Source organism: Bacteroidota bacterium (assembly GCA_030017895.1).
Classification (GTDB): Bacteria; Bacteroidota; Ignavibacteria; order UBA10030; family BY39; genus JASEGV01.
Genome location: JASEGV010000034.1, coordinates 14,097 through 32,558 on the forward strand (window position 1 = coordinate 14,097; position 18,462 = coordinate 32,558).

Consider the following 18,462-nt stretch of genomic DNA (forward strand, 5'->3'; position numbering starts at 1 on the left):
TATTATGTTAGTATATGAAACGATGCAAAATAAAAATATTAATAGATCGGAGAAACTATGGACACATACAATTTCGACGAATCTGATGATATCGATCAGCCAAGGAACCAAGATAACGAAACAAAGGATCTTCGGGATAAGATAAAAAATACGAATGGAAAACTTAGTGCTGAAACTTTAGAAGATGTAGTGAACCTCTTCATCGAAGAAGGAGACTACGCAAATGCGCTGTTTTATATAGATATGCTGATTGAGCAGAATTCATACAGCTCTGAATTCTGGCAGATGAAAGGAAACATTCTCAGTCTATTAGAGAAGTATGAAGAAGCGCTCGAAGCATTTCAAAAATCATTGATGTTAAATCCTTCAGACAACGAAGTTATTTTGTATAAGGGGATAGTTCTCGAACATTTGAACAGGTTTGAGGAAGCAAATGAATGTTTTAATAAAGCCATTGAAGAGGAGCCAGATAACGAAGACGCTCTCTTCTCGAAGGCGATTATGCTTGAAAAAATGAGCAAATACCACGAAGCCCTCCCGATTTTAAAACATCTCCTTCAAATAAAGCCGGATGACAAATTATTAATATATGAAGTCGGCTTTTGTTATGATATGATGAACAAATTCGATGACGCTCTCCGATATTACAAAAAGAATTTAGAACTCTATCCGTTCAATTATAACGCTTGGTACAACTGCGGTATCATTTATAACCGGTTAACGTTTTACATGAAAGCTATCGATCATTATGATATGGCGATCACAATAAACGAGAACTTTACGTCGGCTTGGTACAACAAGGGAAACACTTTTGCCAACATGGGAAAATTGTACGAGGCGGTCGAATGCTACCAACACGCTATCCGGATCGATTCTGATGACTCGCATGCCTGGCATAATATGGGCAACGCTTATCAGGAATTAGGGGAATACGACCAAGCGATCAAATGTTTTACTCAGGCGATAAAGATCGATTCTGCTCATTACGAATCATATTACGCGAGAGGTGTTTCCTATGACTATCTAAAAAAATATCGGAAAGCTTTAGAAGATTACAACCGTGCTTTGATGTTATTCAAAAACGATTCCGACTTATGGTATGCAAAAGCTGATACTTCATATAGTTTAGGATATTGGCGCGATGCACTGATCAGCTATAAGATGGCTTTGAAAATTAATCCGGAAAATTTATATGCTTTGTTCGATTTGGCTGAAACCCTCCTCGAGTACGGATACTACAAACAATCTTTAAAATCTTATAACAAATGTATTGATCTAAAATCCGACTGGGCAGATGCCTACTACGGAAAGGCAAAAGTCCTTTTCCTTTTGCAAAAACATCACGAAGCGATTGAATCGTTGAGAAAATCTTTCACGTTAGATGAAACCAAGAAAGAGCTTTTCGAAACGGAATTTCCGGGCGTCCGTTCTATCAAAGAATTTTTGCAGTTGTTAAAAAAATAATTCTTTCCACACATTCTTCCACACATGACTTTACAATCGAGCATTAAATATAACCGTCTCAGGCAAATTTTGTCTGAGATTGAAAACGTTGTTATCGGTTTTTCGGGAGGCGTTGACAGTACACTTCTTTTAAAAGTTGCAACTGATGTGTTAGGCGATAAAGCTTTAGCCGTAATCGGAAAATCTGAAACTTATCCGGTCCGCGAATACGAAGAAGCCGAATCTTTTGCAAAAAGCATCGGAGCGAATTACCTCGTCGTTCATACCGAAGAAACCGACGACTTAAAATTCAAAGAGAACCCGCCCGACAGGTGTTACTATTGCAAAAGCGAATTGTTTTCAAAACTTTCTGCCATTGCTGCTGAAAATAAAATCAAATGGATTGCTGACGGTACAAATAAAGATGACCTGCAGGATTTCAGACCGGGAATGAAAGCAGTGCACGAAAAAAATGTCCGCTCACCTCTGCTCGAAGCCGGCTTGACCAAACAGGATATACGAGAAATCTCGAAGGAGCTTTCGCTTCCGACATGGGACAAGCAATCGTTTGCTTGTTTGTCGTCCCGTTTCCCGTACGGTTTTGGAATAGATAAGGAAAAATTAAAAAAAATTGATGATGCCGAAACATTATTGCACGATAATGGCTTCAAATATTTCCGCGTTCGGCATCACGACGACAAAACAGTACGCATCGAGGTCGGTAAAAACGAAATCGAAAAATTTTTAGATAAAAATTTACGCCAGTTATTAGTTCAAAAAATTAAAGAAATCGGTTTCACTTATATCACACTTGATTTAGAAGGATACCGCACCGGATCGATGAACGAAGTATTAACCCAAACCGAAACCGAAAATTATTTAAACAATCACAAACAAATATAACCGACTTGATTATGTTAAAACAAAATTTGAAAATATTAAACATCATATTGATATTCTGTTTTTTGAGCGATTTACCGGCATTTGCACAGCGTTCAAAACCAATGAATATCGAAGACCTTGTAAAAAAATCTGAAGTAATTATTCACGGGATTGTAGAAAAAGTTGAAAGCGGAAAGGATGCTCAATCCGGACTGTTGGTTACTTACATAACAATCAATGTTTATGAAAATTTCAACGGTGCCCAAACAGGCAAATACACATTCAAACAATACGGCGGGAAAGCCGATGGTCTTGTTTATTTTCCTGCCGGCAGTCCTCGATTTACCGAAAACGAAGAAGTTATTCTGATGCTTTATCCTCAAAGCACAAAAGGAATGCAGAGCCCGGTAGGTATGGAACAAGGTAAATTTTCTGTTGTAATCGACAATCGTTCAGGAAAAAAGTTTGTACAAAATAAAACACCTAATCCGAATTTGTTCAAACATTTAAAAAATCCGAAAACAGTTTCCAACAAAAAGTGGCTAAAACCTGTTCGTATTGAAAAATACGACTATGTTGAATTCGCTGAAACCGTTCGTAAACTTGTATCAACATTAAAAACTAAATAGGAAACGAAATGCAGAAACTTCGAATACTACTTGCCTGTGTGTTAATTTATATTCAACTTTCTTTTATTACTTTTGCCGGTGGACCTCTCACGACTTATCAAAATAGATCGATAGTGTATAAAACAATGCCGATAACTTACCAGACCGACAAAGGAAATTTAGGCAATTTCTTAAACCTGACGGCAAAAAATTTGACAATCGGAAGTTTTCAAGTTTGGCAAGATGTCGCATCGTCGAATGTTACATTCCTCCATCAAGGCGAACTGCTAATCGATGTTGATGGAACAAATTTTACAAACTACTTAGATAATTTTTCTGACGGAATTAATCCCGTTGTATTCGATAATAACGGAGCGATAATTGATTCGATCTTTGGCATTGGTGCAAGCGACGATATTTTAGGATTTGCAGGATCAGCTTATTATGATGCAGGTCCCGACGCGGGTTACTACGCTGAAGGCGAAGCTGTGTTAAACGGAAAATTTACACAGCCGCCACACAATCTTACAGAAATCCAATATAAAGCTACTATTGTTCACGAGCTTGGACATTTTATCGGACTCGACCATACGCAAATAAACGATGAGTTTGCCGGCGATGGAATTACAGCAAACGATATTTATATTCCAACAATGTATCCTACTTCGACTGATGATGATGTGTCGTTAGCAAATTTGAATCCGGACGATATCGCTGCTGTAAGCTTTTTATATCCTGAACCTTCCTTTACAACTTCGACAGGAAAAATCAGCGGGACGGTAGTTCGTTTCGATAATTCAGTCGTTCGTGGTGCCAACGTTGTTGCGATTAGTACGACCGATTCTTTGATGAATCAAATTTCTACAGTTACCGATTATTTTGTTCAAAATACAGGCGACTACACGATACACGGTTTGTCGGCAGGAGATTATTTTATTAAAATTGAACCGATTATTTCCTCCTTCACAGGTGGTTCAAGTGTGGGTCCGTATGCGGAAGATGGAAGCGGTATCTCATTTATCAATCCGGTTTTAGCCGAGTATTATAACGGACAGAACGAGTCGCACGACCCGTTAATTGATTCCGTGAATGCGCGAGTGTCAGTATCTGTGAGTACAGGAATAGTAACGAGCGGAATAAATTTTCTTGCCAACAAAGTGCCCGACCAGCCATTAACAAATATTTTGGAATATCACGGAACTCCCAAGTACGTCATTGATTTGCCATCGGAATTTGAAGAAATCGCTTATGCGGTACGGTTTACTCCGGGTGCGGATGCAAAGTTAAAACGAACAGAGTTTTTAATAAACGGTGGAACAAATGGAATTAAAGGCAACGGAACATTGAAAGTAACAGTTCATAATAACTCAACCGGAAGTTTGGGCGGTATCCCCGGAACTCAAATCGGGGTTGCAATAAATATCCCTTTTTCGAATTTAACAAAAGGTGCGTTTAATACAGTCGATTTAAGCCCGCTTAATATTACTATTCCGAAAGATGTAAATTTTCATATCGTGTTTGAAGTGGTAGGAACAGCGGGTGATACAATACAATTTGTAATAGATGACGGAGCGAACCAAACGACTCGCAGTTCATCTCTTTTCGATTTAGAGTGGTTAAATTTTCAAGATGTGAATAATTTCGGAAGAGGATATAATTTGGTTATCCGAACAGTTGTAGATTTGCTAACCTCGGTAGAAGAGGAAGAAACTTTATTGCCGGATAAGTATGCCTTGATGCAGAATTATCCAAACCCATTTAATCCTGTTACACGAATAAAATTTTCCATTCCCGAAGCTGGTTATGTTAGCATGAAAATCTACGATGTTTTAGGGCGTGAAATTTCAGAACTTGTCAGCGACTGGAAAGAAGTTGGAACTTATGATGTTGAGTGGGATGGATCTAATTTTTCAAGCGGCGTATATTTTTACAAGCTCGTGGTGAGTTCAACAGAACCACTTGCAGCAGGCAACTATACATCGGTGAAGAAAATGTTATTGGCAAGATAATGGTCAATAGTCAATGAATAAATGGATAAATGACTGATTATCTCATTTTTTCTATCGAACTTATTTCACGCAGCAAGTCTTTCCTTGTAAATTTCTGCTTGCTCATTACGGTGGTAACTATGTTTTCCATTTTTTCGCGTGTGTCCGGATCGACTTCCATCGAGGTCAAGATTATTATCGGAATATTCTTCGTTTCATCGTGGTGCCTCATCTGATGTGCAAGCTGAAAACCGGAAATCTCAGGCATTATTAAATCGAGAATCATTAAATCGGGTTGCTCTGTTATGGCAAATTGTAATCCTTCCTTGCCGTTGTAGGTTTTTACAACGTCATAACCCTCCGACTCTAAAATTACTTCAATCAACTCGACCGCAGTAGGGTCGTCATCAATCACTAAAATTTTTGGTCGCACATTGGATGAAGATTTTTTCAGAGGAATTTTTTTTAATGTTGCAAGCAGCTCTTCCTTGTTAACCGGTTTCACAAAATAATCTGCCGCGCCAAGTGTAAAGCCCAACTTTTTCTCGTCGGTTATGGAAATAATTACTATCGGAATATCTTTACAAATCGGATGGTTTTTTAAATCCTTCAATACTTGCCAACCATCTCTCAAAGGCAGCATCAAATCGAGTGTGATTATGTTTGGTCGGAGTGTTTTGGCTTTCTCGATTCCTTGCAGTCCATCGCGCGCAATCTCGGTTCTGTAGCCGGCGTCGTGAAGGTACATCTCGAGTAGTTGAACAGCTTGTTGATTATCTTCAATTATTAAGACAAGTGGCTTTTCTGGTTTCGGTTTGGTTTCGATAATCAGTCCTTCCAGTTCAGATAACTGGTCGTCTGGTTTTTGAGCCAAGAAAGCATTTTCAATTCCGATGACCATTGGGATATTAATGGTAAAAGTTGTTCCGACGCCCCATCGGCTATCAACTCTGATTTGTCCTCCGTGCAATTCAACCAATCGTTTAGTGATGGCTAATCCTAAACCTGTTCCTTCTTTCAATGCCGATGTATTTTTTGTCTGTTGGAAAGGTCTGAAAAGTTTTGGAATTTCTTCAGGTTTGATACCGGTACCTTCGTCTTTGACGTAGATTTCGATTTCATGTTCAACTCTATTAAATCCGATTTCGATAGAACTGTTGGGTTTGCTGTATTTGAGGGCATTCGATACGAGGTTCACTAAAATTTGTTTAAACCGGGTTTGGTCCACGAAAAGCATATCTACTTGCGGGCTGGTTTTGAAGACAAGATTAATATTTTTCTTTTCGAGTTCTTGATTTAAAACGCGCGTAATGGCGTCAGTAAAGTAATCGATAGGAAAGCCCTCGATGTGCAGGTCCATTTTTCCGGCTTCAATTTTCGAGAGGTCTAAAATATCGCCGATGAGGTGCTGCAAGTGTTGTCCGCTGATTTGTATATTTTTCATAAAATCCCGGATTCTGTCGGGAGGTAAAGTCTGAAAATCCGATGCAATCAAATCCGAAAAGCCAACGATATTGTTCAGCGGTGCGCGTAATTCGTGGCTGAATGTTGCAAGAAATTTCTTAATAGCATTGTTTGCTTCTTCGGTTTTTAGTTTTTCGTTCTCAAGCTCGAGGTTCTTCACAGTTATTTCATCAAGCAAACGTTTGCGGCTCAAACCTATAGCAAGTTCGTTTGCAATAACGCGGAGTAAATCTAATTCGGTGTTAATAAACTCTTCTTCCTTGCGCGACATTACTTCCAACACACCCTGCAAGTCGCCTTGAACTAACAAGGGAATAGATATCAAAGTTTGAAGCCGGTTTTCATCTATCTCCGTCAGGAAATATGCAGCCAACGTACTGCGAGCTAACTCATCGGTTACAATAGTTTTGCAACTTAATGCTGTACGAACTGCGATCGAGGTTGCTTTCTCGTCAACAATTTGGTGCTCGATATCCGGCGGGATAGGAATGTTGGAAAACGTGGGAGCCATCAAGTGTAGAAGCGATGTGCGTGAGTCGTGACGGTAGATGCATATAAATTTTATAGGTATATCTAAAAACTTTGCTATCCGGTCGGCGGCTTCTGTGCACATATCGTCGGCGTGTTGGGCTGTATTAATCACTTGCGATATTTCCAAAAGCATTTCTTTTTGTTTTTGTTGCTGCTTTTGTTCGGTTATGTCCTGAAAGAAAACTGATATACCGCTTTCAGTCGGATAAATCCGGATATCATACCACGCTTCAAAGCGGTCGTCCTTGTATGAAGATTGAATGGACTGAAAGGTATTCGTTTCCATCGCAAGTTTATATTTTTCGCCAATCTCAGCATCTTTTGCGTTTTGGAAAATTTCAAAAACATTCTTTCCTAAAACTTCTTCGCGTTTAAAACCGGTACCTTCCTCGGCGGCTTTATTCCAATACGTAAATCTGTAAAGTTTATCCAACGCAAAAAAACCGCCTGTTATACTTTCTAAAATTTGAATTAACTCTTTAGATGTTTCCATAGTCCTTATATTTTTATGAGAAGTAAAAAATCAGTTATTAAATAAGCAATTTTTAAATAAGATGCAAAGAGAAAATCATTTCAGCAAAATCAATTTCTTGGTTTCCACAAATTTTCCAGATCTCATTTGATAAAAGTAAACGCCGCTCGGAAAATTTTCAGAATGCCATTCTATCTTATATTCTCCGGTTGCTCTGTGTTCCTCTATCAACGTTTCAACTTCTTCTCCAAGAATGTTGATAATTTTTACTGTAACGAATTCTGAGGTAGGAATATTGAACGATATAGTCGTTTTCGGGTTGAATGGATTAGGATAGTTTTGATAAAGATGAAAATTTAAAGGTGAAGCAATATGCTGTCCATCAACATTTAATAATTCATCTTTAATTGCAGTCATCGCCTGTTTATATGTTGAATCGTTATGAAATAATCCATACGAACCCAATACTTCGCTTATCGAATATTGAGCGATCTGATAGTCCGGATAGAAATAAAAGATTCCGTAAATGTTCGTATCGGGTTTACATATTCGAATAAAATCTCTTACATATAAAGCCTGTCCCTGTTCTGTAAAAGGATAACCGGGATAGATTGGTCCCATATCCGATACATATGAGCTTGGATAAGAGAACTCTGAAATGATAATTTTTTTGCCGGTCTGGTCTGTTAATAACGAACATAATTGTAAAAAATTTCCAAAAGTTACTTGTGTAGGTGAAGGTGAACCCGGGGGATATCCGCTGGTATAATAACTTAGTCCGATAAAATCGAATGGAACACCGTTGTCGATTATATATTGGTAGAATGCTTGATGAATACCCTCGAACCAGCCCACCGAACTAATGTGAAGTTTAATCTGTGCGGTTGAATCGGCTCTTTTTGTTCCTCGAATTGCCGCTTTTAATAAAACTACTTCTTTACTCCACACACTATCTCTTAAATAATTTAGATACGCTCCCTGTCCATTCCATTGAGTTATTTTTCCACCTGGATAATAACTACAGATTCCATATTCTATTTCATTACCCATTTCATAAATTTTTACATTCAGCCCCTTCATTTTAAAATAGTTTGCAGTTTCATAACAATTGTGTTCTATAGCGGCTGCGGTTTGTTCAAGATTAAAGGGTAACCATTCAGCCGGACCGTCTTGTTGACCGGCATGCGTAGCCCTGTCGCTGAAGTAAAAGAAAACACTTTGGTTTAAATTGTATTGAGCTGCTTCGTGTAAAACTCGCTCGGCAAATTCACGACTGCACCAAAATTCATTCTGCCAACCAAGAGAGGGCCAGTTCTGGTATGGAGTGGCGGCAAGTAATTGGCTCGACGTTGTAAGAACACCAACTCTGATCCAGTTAAAACCATTGTTTTTCATCACTTGTAATGGATTTTGATATTTCCAGTAACTACTCCATTCTCGATATGCCATATAATCGTTGGCAGTTCCACCGAATTGAAGCGTTGTATTATTCTTTTTATCGACGATACCATGAGCTGATACGGTAGTATTGATGATAAATATTATAATAATGGCACTTAAAAAATAAAATAAAAATCTCATACTAATTTCCTTCATTTATTTTCACTGTTTGATAATAATATGCTCAAGTTTTTCGCTGTATTCAGTCCACTTCTTATACAGCTCGTCCAACTCGCCCGTTATTTGTTTATACTCGCTATTGGTTGATTTCACTTTTTGTGTGTCGGAATAAAAATCAGGTTCAGCCATCGCAGCCTGGTATTCGATTTTTAATTTTTCCTTTTTCTTAATTTCTGTTTCAACTGCAGCCAATTTCTCTTTTATTGGCTTTGTAATCATGTAAAGCCGCTGTCGCTCTTCTGCCTCAAGACGTTTGCGATCCTTCTCTGATATTTCTGTGATATTGCCTTGTGTGCTAATCGCTCTGGTCGGTTTGAGTGCCTGCGTTTCTTTTTCTTTTGCCGCGATATAATCGGAAATGTTTCCAAGATAAATTTTAATCGACTTGTTACAAACTTCAATTACTTTGTTCACAACGGGGTCGAGAAAATGCCTGTCGTGCGAAACAATTAAATATGTCCCCTCAAAATTTATCAATGCTTCTTGCAAAACTTTTTTCGATCGCATATCGAGATGGTTTGTCGGCTCGTCCATCACTAAAAAGTTTGCCGGCTGGAGTAACATCTTTGCTAACGCTAACCTGCTTTTCTCTCCCCCTGAAAGAACACGAACTTTTTTAAACACATCATCGCCTTCAAACAGAAAACAGCCGAGGAGCGTTCTGATTTGAGTGCGTGTTTCGCCCTCAGCAACCGATTCTACAACTTGCAAAACTTCCATCTCACTCTCAAGCTCGTCCACTTGTGTTTGAGCAAAATAGGCAGTCGTTACATTATATCCGAATTTCATATCTCCCGATGTCGGCAACTCGCTTTTGCTGATTATTCTGCTAAACGTAGATTTTCCGGCGCCGTTTACCCCAACAAGCGCAAATTTATCGCCTCGTTCGATAGTTAAGTTAAGGTGATCTAATACCGTCAGATTACCGTGTTTTGTAGGATACTGTTTTGTCAAATCTTTGATTTCCAACACTACTGCGCCCGACTGCTTTGGCTGGGGAAAGCTAAAACTAATTTCCTTCCCTACTCCCTCGACTTCAATCAAATCGATTTTCTCTAAAAGCTTTATCCGGCTCTGAACCTGTCGCGCCTTTGTAGCCTTATATCTGAAGCGGTCAATAAATTGTTGTGTTTGTTTTAACTGCTGCTTCTGATTTTTTGCCGCATTAACTAAAAGCTCGCGACGGTTTTCACTTTCGGTTTCATAAAATGTATAGTTACCCGAATATATCGCTAACTTGCTGTTTGCCAAAGCAAGAGTTTTGTTAGTCATGTTATCAAGAAAAGCCCTGTCGTGTGAGACGATAACGATTGAGCCGTTGTACGATTTTAAATAAGCCTCTAACCAGCGAAGCGAATCGAGGTCGAGATGATTCGTTGGTTCATCGAGAAGCAGAAGCGAAGGATTGCTTAACAGTAACTTTGCAAGAGCAATACGCATTTGCCATCCGCCGCTGAACTCGTCAGTTTGCCTGTTGAAATCTTCTTCCGAGAAACCAAGCCCCATCAAAACTTTTTCGACTTGTGATTGCATTCGGTAAGCGTCTAAGCTTTCGAGTTTAAGCTGAAGTTCACCTTGAAGCTCTATCAATTCACTGTAGTCCTGATCGGAGTTTGTTGAGCTTACGAAATTCTGGATTTGTGAATTGATCTCGTCTAACTGCCGCTCAATAGTGTTGATATCCTCAAATGCAGTTTTTGTTTCCTCGTAAAGTGTTTTATTCGATGAGGTTACAGCTTCCTGAGGTAGATAACCGACCGAAACATAATTAGCTTTTTGAACGGAACCGGAATCGGTTTGAGTCAAACCGACTAAAATTTTCAGCAGCGTTGTTTTGCCGGTGCCGTTGGCTCCAACAAGTCCAATGCGGTCGTGAGCTCCGATTTGCAAAGTAACATTTTTGAAAAGATACTCGCCGCCGAATTGGATTGATATATTTTGGAGTAGAAGCATTTAATTATAATTCCAATACCTTCATCGACTCTTCTCCAAATTGCGAGATGACACGCACTGCAATTTTCTGCCCTTTCTTTTTTACTTCGATGGGATGCGAGATGTGCCCGTACAGCCGCTCGAACGCTTCTTCATCGATTTCAATTCTTAAAGCAGCTTCGGCTTTCTTTTTGGTAGAGGAAAGTGCAAGTCTTGTTAATCCTTTTTTCCAGTTATCAAAATCATCTTTTTCTCCGCCGCAGAAAAATGCCTGCTTCACGATAAAATTGCTTCCGTCGTAATCGTCGTCCACCATCCAGTAGGCGATGTCGTGGATGTCGCGGGGCTTCACCTCGTCTTTGATTGGATCGTAGATGTCGAGACCACGGATTTCTATTTGCACGGTTTTCGACCCCACCCCAACCCTCCCCTTAGTAATGGGAGGGTGTATCATCGCAATGTCTGGCTCGGCGATGGTTACAAACGATGCCGCTTTCTTGTCCTTCTTCAATAATCCTTCCTGCATCAGGTCGTCGTGCATGCGGATTTTGCTCACTTCAAATGAACCGAACTTTTCACTCGTAATCGTTTGACTGCTGACATCGCTCTCAAACGAGAAGCCGAGTATTAAAAGCCAATCGGCATCGCCGCGTGTGCGGCACTCTTTGATGGCTTCGTTCACCGCTGCTTTACTCACAGTTCCAAACTTTGGACCAATATGGATATATGCTTTCCGCTCGCCTTTCTTTGCCTGATAAAAACCTTCGGCGTGCAGGTACGGACTTGTGAGCGGATCGATGCGAGTAAACACTGCTTGCTCTTGCTTCATTCCGGTTTTCACTCCCGCCGACTTGAGATGATCGAACACCTTTTGCTCAAAATTATCATCGGCATCGTGCGATTGAGAGATTTCTTCCGGTGAGAGTGGGTTCAAGCTTTGTAATGTTTCGACAGTAAACGGACCTGCAACACGGAGCTTCTTGGTGTCCACCTCAGGACGATCGTACAGGGTTTCTTCCTTTGCCGGCTCGTCATTGGCAAGACTCTCGAGCGTAACGTGTGGGACTTTCTTGTAGATGAAGCCCTGACGGATATCGCCACCCTTCTCGTCGTACAATTTGTAGTAGGGCAACACCGCAGCCATGAGCCGCTGCTTGGCGATGTTCAGTGCGATGCGCGATGTATCCGTGGTGATCCATCGCCTGCCCCACTGTTCGGCAACATACGCCGTTGTGCCGCTGCCGCATGTTGGATCAAGTACGAGATCGCCGGGATCGGTGGACATAAGAAGACAACGCTGAATCACTTTCACATTAGTTTGAACAACGTACATTAAATCAGTTGCACCCATGAGATCAGACCAAATATTTGTTTGTGGCACAACTGGAAAATCTTTTAAATACATTTTATAACGAATCGAGTTCCCTTGAAAATGTATTCGATTCATCTTGTCTAAAGTTTTTATACCATTGTGTGTAGTTTTCCAATGGGCAGTCGAACGAGGAGTATACTCTCTGCTATTTAGGGTTATTGGTTTCGATCCTGTTTCACTCCAACCACCAGATTCTAGTGAAACTGATTGAAATATCTTATCAAAATTATCACTAAAAAACCGAGATGTCTTTTCTTCAGGAGAAATTCTTCTAACTCCTTTTAGATCTTCTATGTAATCATAACCTGAAGGAATATCGTAATCGCTCATCCTCTCTTGATAGAGGTTACGCCATTTGCATTGTTCTTTATCCTTGGCATAACATATAATATGATCGATGACATTTGAAAGGAATTTCGAGCTAAAACTTCCAGTTTTCTGAAATGATATTTGTGTAACAAAATTCTCGCTCCCAAACACCTCATCCATTACGCTTCGCACGAGGTGAACGTTCTCGTCGGAGATTTGCATGAAGCACGAGCCGCTCGGCGTGAGAAGCTCTTTTGCAACGAGAAGCCGGTCCCGCAGGTAAGAGAGGTAGGTGTGTATGCCGTCAATCCACGTGTCTCGGTATGCTTTAATTACCTCCGGCTCGCCGCTTACGTCTTCGTCCTTCTCGCCCACAGTGCGGTTGTTGAGCTTCATCTGCCAGTTGCTTTTGTAGGCAATGCCGTAAGGCGGGTCAATGTAAATCATCTGCACTTTGCCAGCCATACCTTCGCGCTCAAGTAGCGAGGTCATGGTGAGGAGCGAGTCGCCCAAAATCATACGGTTCTTCCAGTCGTCCTGGTGCTTGTAGTAGCTGCCGGGCTTCTCGGCTTCTTCCACCTTAATCATCCCGTTGAACTCGGTGATGAGCGAAAGCTGGTCGGGGTTGGTCTCGGTGTAGCGGTAGAGATTCTTAATGAGCATCTCCGGCGAGATGTGCTCGTGCCGGTAGAGCGAGCGGATATCCACCTTGAGCAATTCTTCGCGGTTGTCGTTGCCGTACTTATCTTTCCAAAAAAGCTCAGGGTCTTGCCCGCGATGGACAACCGGATTGCTTGCCCTGAGCGAAGTCGAAGGGAGAGAAAACTCAGCAGAAGTTTTCGCCTGCACCTTTGGGTTAGATTGCTCGTAACCCGCTTCTTCTTTAGAAGGGATGTGCGGGCGCTTGTCTTTGTGTTTAAATGATGATATTGACATAATTTTTCAATTCGAAATTAATAATGAAAAAGTAAAAAAAATGTTTGGATAGATTCTATACACAAATCTATAAGCATTTATGGTTTATTTGAAAGCTTAAAATCAATCAATAGTGCTTGTTTTAATGGATTTTGCCATTTGGTGAACCAAAAGCTATAATTTTTATAAACTATTTGAAACTGACTTACCTGTTGATTTACAACGAGTTACAACGCTAGATCGCTATTTCTATATACAATGTATAACATTCTATAACTTATTTGGACCGCCAGTATTTTGTATATCTAAGTTTGCCTGCTTTTGTAATCAACTTTTCTTCCAACATCTGGTACAATTGTGTCTGTATTTTTCGAACCGGTATTTCTTTACCGATTCGCTCATGAATCTCACCCACGGAACTTCTTGGGTATGTCTTTAAGTCGGCAAGTATGAGTTCTCGCAGTCTTGGACTCTCGATTTGTTTCAGCGTGGTCTTTCCTTTATACCCTATTTTCCGAAGAAGCTCAGGGTTAACAAAGTATTGCATGCCCTTTGTTTTTCCTTTCGATAATACAAGTTTGTTGTTGGTCAACTGTCCAAGCCAAGCCCGTACTTCTTCTAACTTTTTCAATGCTAGAATTTTGCTCAGTTCATTGGCAGAGAGAGAACTATGTTGTGCAATTACACCAAGGGTAATAAGTTCTTTTTGTTTGAGTTGATAATCTTTCGATACTTTATCCATCAAGCGTAATGATTCCGCATTAAATATTTTTCCATATACTGTAACGATAACACGGTCATATTTCTCCTCTACTACCGGAAGCTGTTTACCGTCAGATATAAGTATTTGATAAATGCGGTCATATCCGCTGCCTTCACGTTCCATCAGTTTTAAATCATAGAATACTTTAGCAAGGTGTTCGTTACGTCTAACTGATTGATGTAGAATATTTTTTGGTGTGACACCCAGCGGAAGAAGTCCTGGATTATGTACTTCTAATCTGTCGGTATAAAGGTTGATAAAAATATCTCCCTGCATTACATAGACTCGATGCGCAAGAGCATTGGCAACTAATTCACGTATGACTTCACGGTTGTATATAGGGATTGAATTCCGAAATATTCCTGATGGGAATTCAATAGATTCATTCCAATCGTCAAGTTTTTCAACTGCCGATAAAAGCTCTACAGGATTGAGAGAATAATCATCAAAAGAAATCTTCTTTACCTTGTTATCCAAATTATCATAACGAATGAAATGAATTGTAGGTGAATACAATAAGGCAGCCCTGTCTTCCCTTTGCCCTATCCAAAGAATTCCAAGATTTGTTAAGTATTCATCTTTCACAAAAAAATAATGTTCAAGCAACTCATCATCAAATTTATTCCTTATAAAATCGGAGACTCTATCTGAGAATCTAATTGCATCCACAAAATCCTGAAGTTTCCTCTCATCGACTTTTGTTTTGGGTATTCGCTTTGTTGTTTGTAATTCCCAAACGAAAGCATTCTTTTCTGCTGCTAAACGGCTTAATTGGTCGGGCATCACCGGATGACATTCATCTGAGATTCGGATATAGTATCTACCATCTGACGTACCTGCAATTGTTTGTCGACTTGGATAAACTTCAATCTCTATATATTCAGCACTATTTGATGCTTTCTTTATTGTAGCCGGAGCTATGCCAAGATTAACCGAATGTTGGCGGATGTATTTGGTTATTTTCTCTGGTAATGAAACATCAATCGTTTGATTCTTCGGTGGAATATCAGTATCATCCTCAATTCCGATGAGAATGGAACCACCTCTGCCATTTGCAAAACAGACAGCAATCCTGACAAGCTCGTGCAAGTCGGGAGATTTGCCTGTAAGCAGTTTCAAAGATTTTTTCTCTATGTCTTGAGTTTCATTCATCAAATTTCAGCCAGCTTTGCCTTAATCTGGTTTTTTATATCTCTGATATCACCTGCAATCTCAATAAAATGCCACTCATAGCATTCGTACTTTTCTTTAACTGCATTGATTGCCGGAAGCCAGCGATTTTCGACATACCACTTCTTCTCTTCTTTGTCATTCGAGAAACCAGATATTTCGACAATCAAATTAACAATCTTACCGCTTTTCGTTTTACACCGAGCGATGAAATCCGGCTCGTACATCGGATTATCTTTTCCATCTTTGTTGTACGGAATCTGGAAATCGAGAAAAGCATTCTTTACGTATGACAGAACTTCAGGTATTTCATCCATAGTCTTCGCTGCAATCTGTTCCCAGCTCTCCGTATCACCAACTACTACGTTCACATGGCTCTTTTTGGTCGGATATGTTTTTCTTGTTGTCTGCCCGCGAACATATTTCGTTGATCCGAATTTGTTGTAGTGGTTAAACACAGGTAATACAACATCCGTCTTCCTTTGTTCAGCGTAGATACCGAGCATAATATGATCGCATACAGCTTTTGGATCGTAATATAAAATCATATTTTTAAATGCATCACCGATAAGCTTAAGTTTTGTATCGAACCATTCCTCTACAACTTTTTTTAGTTGATTGAATTGATAGAAATAGGGGTTACCATCGTCATCTTTGTAAAAATGGTTTATGATATACTTAGTAAGAGTATAAACAACTTCTTGCTTGCGTTTTAATTTTGTTTGGTCTAATGTAAGCGTTTCTTTCTCGGGTGAAAACGCATTTGCCATGACTGTATATTCAGGATATTTCGAGCCATCAATCTCGAAATCTTTTATCTTACTGAAATCCGATTTAATAATATCATTCGAAATTTCGATTCGGTATCCAGTAAGATTCGGAAAGGTAATTTCGTATTTAGCATCACGCTCCGGCATTGCATAAACCTGTTCGACTTTTTCCGGTTGGACAGGCGTTCCCACTTTTCCTTTTTTGAAAAAGGTAAACGGAACTCCGGCAACCTGAGCATACTCAGATGTAAACTTACCATCTTTTCCTACTACGTAGGATACACGCCGCAATGCACGACCAACAACCTGCTCGCATAATAACTGTGAACCGAATGCACGAATGCCCAAAATGTGTGTAACGGTATTTGCATCCCATCCTTCCGTGAGCATCGAAACAGAAACTACGCAGCGAATGTGAGAGCCAAGCATTCCGACTTTTCCTACAGTATTCACTACCTCACGAAGAATATCTGCCTCCGCTACTTTTTCTACCGACTTATCCGGGTGGAGTATGCGGTATTCCGATTTGAACCGATTTATTTCAGGTGCAAACACTTTCTTGAATTGTTCATCTATCTGATCTGAGTTCTCAAGTGCATCTGAATCAATAAGTAACGTAGGAGGTTTTAACAACGGCTGACGTGTTAGCTTGTCATAGTTATCAAACAAATCTAACTTTCCATTCACAACTGTCGTAGTTCCATCTGCATTTGTTAATTCATATCCTGCAATATATTTGAAAACCTCTGACGAAACATTCGTGTTATTGCAAACAATAATGAACACAGGGGGATGATCGAACAACCCGCGATAACGTTCATACTCTTTAAAATAATTCGTATAGAGCTGTTCAAGGGCAATTTGAATTAATGGTGGAATATCAGGCCTTCCCTCAAGCCTTCGGTGTTTTGCACCAAAATTTGGCAAATCCTTTTTAACATGCTCATATAAGTTTGCTAACTTTGGCTGCTCTAATTCATGCGTTGGATCTTCTTCAGGTAAGAAAGGAATTTTCACAAGTCCAGATTCAATCGCCTCGACCAATCCAAAGTCGCTGACAACCCAAGGGAACAAAGTATAAGACTCATAACCAGAACCCTGCAAATAATAAGGTGTAGCACTCAGGTCATAAACCGAACGAATTTTGTAGCGTTGGGATATTTCTGCAAGTCCAGTGACCCACACAGCGGCTCGTTCGTTTTCCTCTTTCGAAACATCTTCTCCCTTTTTTGCACCGTTATTTTTCGGAAGGTAACAGTGATGTCCTTCATCATTAATTACAAGAAGGCGTGTCCCAGTTTTGAACTTTCCAATAACTCTGCGTATCATCTGATTATAATCTTCAGTTGCTTCACGTTTATTACGACCTTTTTTCCCGTCTAACGGGCTTCGTTTATTCCCTTGTAGCGCCCTTAATTCAAATGAATGGCGATTCGTTACGATGAGGCGAGAATTTAGAGCAAGAAGTAAATCTTGGTAAAACTCTGAACGGGGCACAAGGTCTCTTAGATGATAATAATCTCTCTCAGAATTCCTGTCGGCATCAGCATAAAGGACACTTAGGCGATCTCTGATAGTAATACCCGGCGCCACAATCAGAAAATAATCTGCAAATCTAGTATCTCCACGATACTCTTGCCGGTTAAAGTAGTGATATAGAAGCTGCATCGCCATAACAACGGTTTTACCTGTTCCTGTTGCCATCTTAAAAGCAATTCGAGGAAGGTTGAACTGAATTTTATCGGTGGATATTTTATTCCACTCACTCTGTAATCCATTAATAACATGTTGCCCGATGTTCGACTTTTCCGCAATTTCATTTAACCATATCGTCGTCTCTATAGCTTCTCGTTGAGCAAAGAAAAGTTTGTTAATACGTTGCGGATTGAACCAATAGCTCAATAACTCCTTTGTAACTCGAGTCGTCTCCGGATAGCCGGTTTCTCTCCACTTTTTCACTTCTCTTCGTACTAGATTTACAATATGTTTTTCATATTCAGCCGATATATCGCTGACATCGAGTAATGACCTTTGTCTCTGCGCAATAGGCATCGTGGGAACAATCGGTATAAACGGTCTGCGACCTTTGCGCTTATCATCGTAATCTAATCGACCATCAAGATCGGTTTGATAATAAAACTTGGGTTCCTCGTAAGGATTATTGAGTATAGGGCGGTTCCAAAAATTGACTTATTGAATACTTTTTTTTGTATATTTAAGAAA

General features: G+C 39.9%; 10 protein-coding genes. 4 read left to right on the forward strand and 6 right to left on the reverse strand.

Annotated elements, in window-relative coordinates; genetic code table 11:
• The first annotated feature begins 57 nt into the window (after positions 1–57).
• From QME58_07985 to QME58_08000, 4 genes are read left to right on the forward strand one after another with little or no spacing between them, the layout of a single operon-like run.
• Positions 58–1,464, forward strand: coding sequence for a tetratricopeptide repeat protein (locus QME58_07985; GenBank protein ID MDI6803771.1), 1,407 nt, complete (start codon positions 58–60; stop codon positions 1,462–1,464).
• Between the two features lie 24 nt (positions 1,465–1,488).
• Positions 1,489–2,346, forward strand: coding sequence for an ATP-dependent sacrificial sulfur transferase LarE (gene larE / locus QME58_07990; protein ID MDI6803772.1), 858 nt, complete (start codon positions 1,489–1,491; stop codon positions 2,344–2,346).
• Positions 2,347–2,357: 11 nt separating this feature from the next.
• Positions 2,358–2,954 (forward strand): hypothetical protein, encoded by a 597-nt coding sequence (locus QME58_07995; GenBank protein MDI6803773.1) that lies wholly within the window; start codon positions 2,358–2,360, stop codon positions 2,952–2,954.
• Between the two features lie 8 nt (positions 2,955–2,962).
• Positions 2,963–4,942 carry a T9SS type A sorting domain-containing protein gene (locus tag QME58_08000; protein MDI6803774.1) on the forward strand — a complete coding sequence of 660 codons (1,980 nt, stop codon included), beginning with the start codon at positions 2,963–2,965 and terminating at the stop codon, positions 4,940–4,942.
• A 37-nt stretch (positions 4,943–4,979) separates the two neighbouring features.
• Here QME58_08000 and QME58_08005 read toward each other — a convergent pair whose 3' ends face one another.
• The 6 genes from QME58_08005 to QME58_08030 form a co-directional block, all read right to left on the reverse strand.
• Entirely contained in the window at positions 4,980–7,409 is a 2,430-nt protein-coding gene (locus QME58_08005) for a response regulator (GenBank protein MDI6803775.1), read from the reverse strand.
• A gap of 75 nt (positions 7,410–7,484) precedes the next feature.
• Positions 7,485–8,969 carry a glycosyl hydrolase 53 family protein gene (locus QME58_08010; protein MDI6803776.1) on the reverse strand — a complete coding sequence of 495 codons (1,485 nt, stop codon included), beginning with the start codon at positions 8,967–8,969 and terminating at the stop codon, positions 7,485–7,487.
• 21 nt (positions 8,970–8,990) lie between these two features.
• Positions 8,991–10,961 (reverse strand): ABC-F family ATP-binding cassette domain-containing protein, encoded by a 1,971-nt coding sequence (locus QME58_08015; GenBank protein MDI6803777.1) that lies wholly within the window; start codon positions 10,959–10,961, stop codon positions 8,991–8,993.
• Between the two features lie 4 nt (positions 10,962–10,965).
• Complete coding sequence (locus tag QME58_08020) at positions 10,966–13,113, reverse strand: site-specific DNA-methyltransferase (GenBank protein MDI6803778.1); 2,148 nt, start codon at positions 13,111–13,113, stop codon at positions 10,966–10,968.
• A 700-nt stretch (positions 13,114–13,813) separates the two neighbouring features.
• The gene (locus QME58_08025) at positions 13,814–15,451 is read right to left on the reverse strand and encodes an ATP-binding protein (GenBank protein MDI6803779.1); all 1,638 of its coding nucleotides are present in this window, start codon (positions 15,449–15,451) and stop codon (positions 13,814–13,816) included.
• Positions 15,451–18,291, reverse strand: a complete 2,841-nt coding sequence (locus QME58_08030; GenBank protein ID MDI6803780.1) for a DEAD/DEAH box helicase family protein — start codon at positions 18,289–18,291, stop codon at positions 15,451–15,453. Before QME58_08030 ends, QME58_08025 begins: the two co-directional genes overlap by 1 nt.
• Positions 18,292–18,462 lie beyond the last annotated feature (171 nt).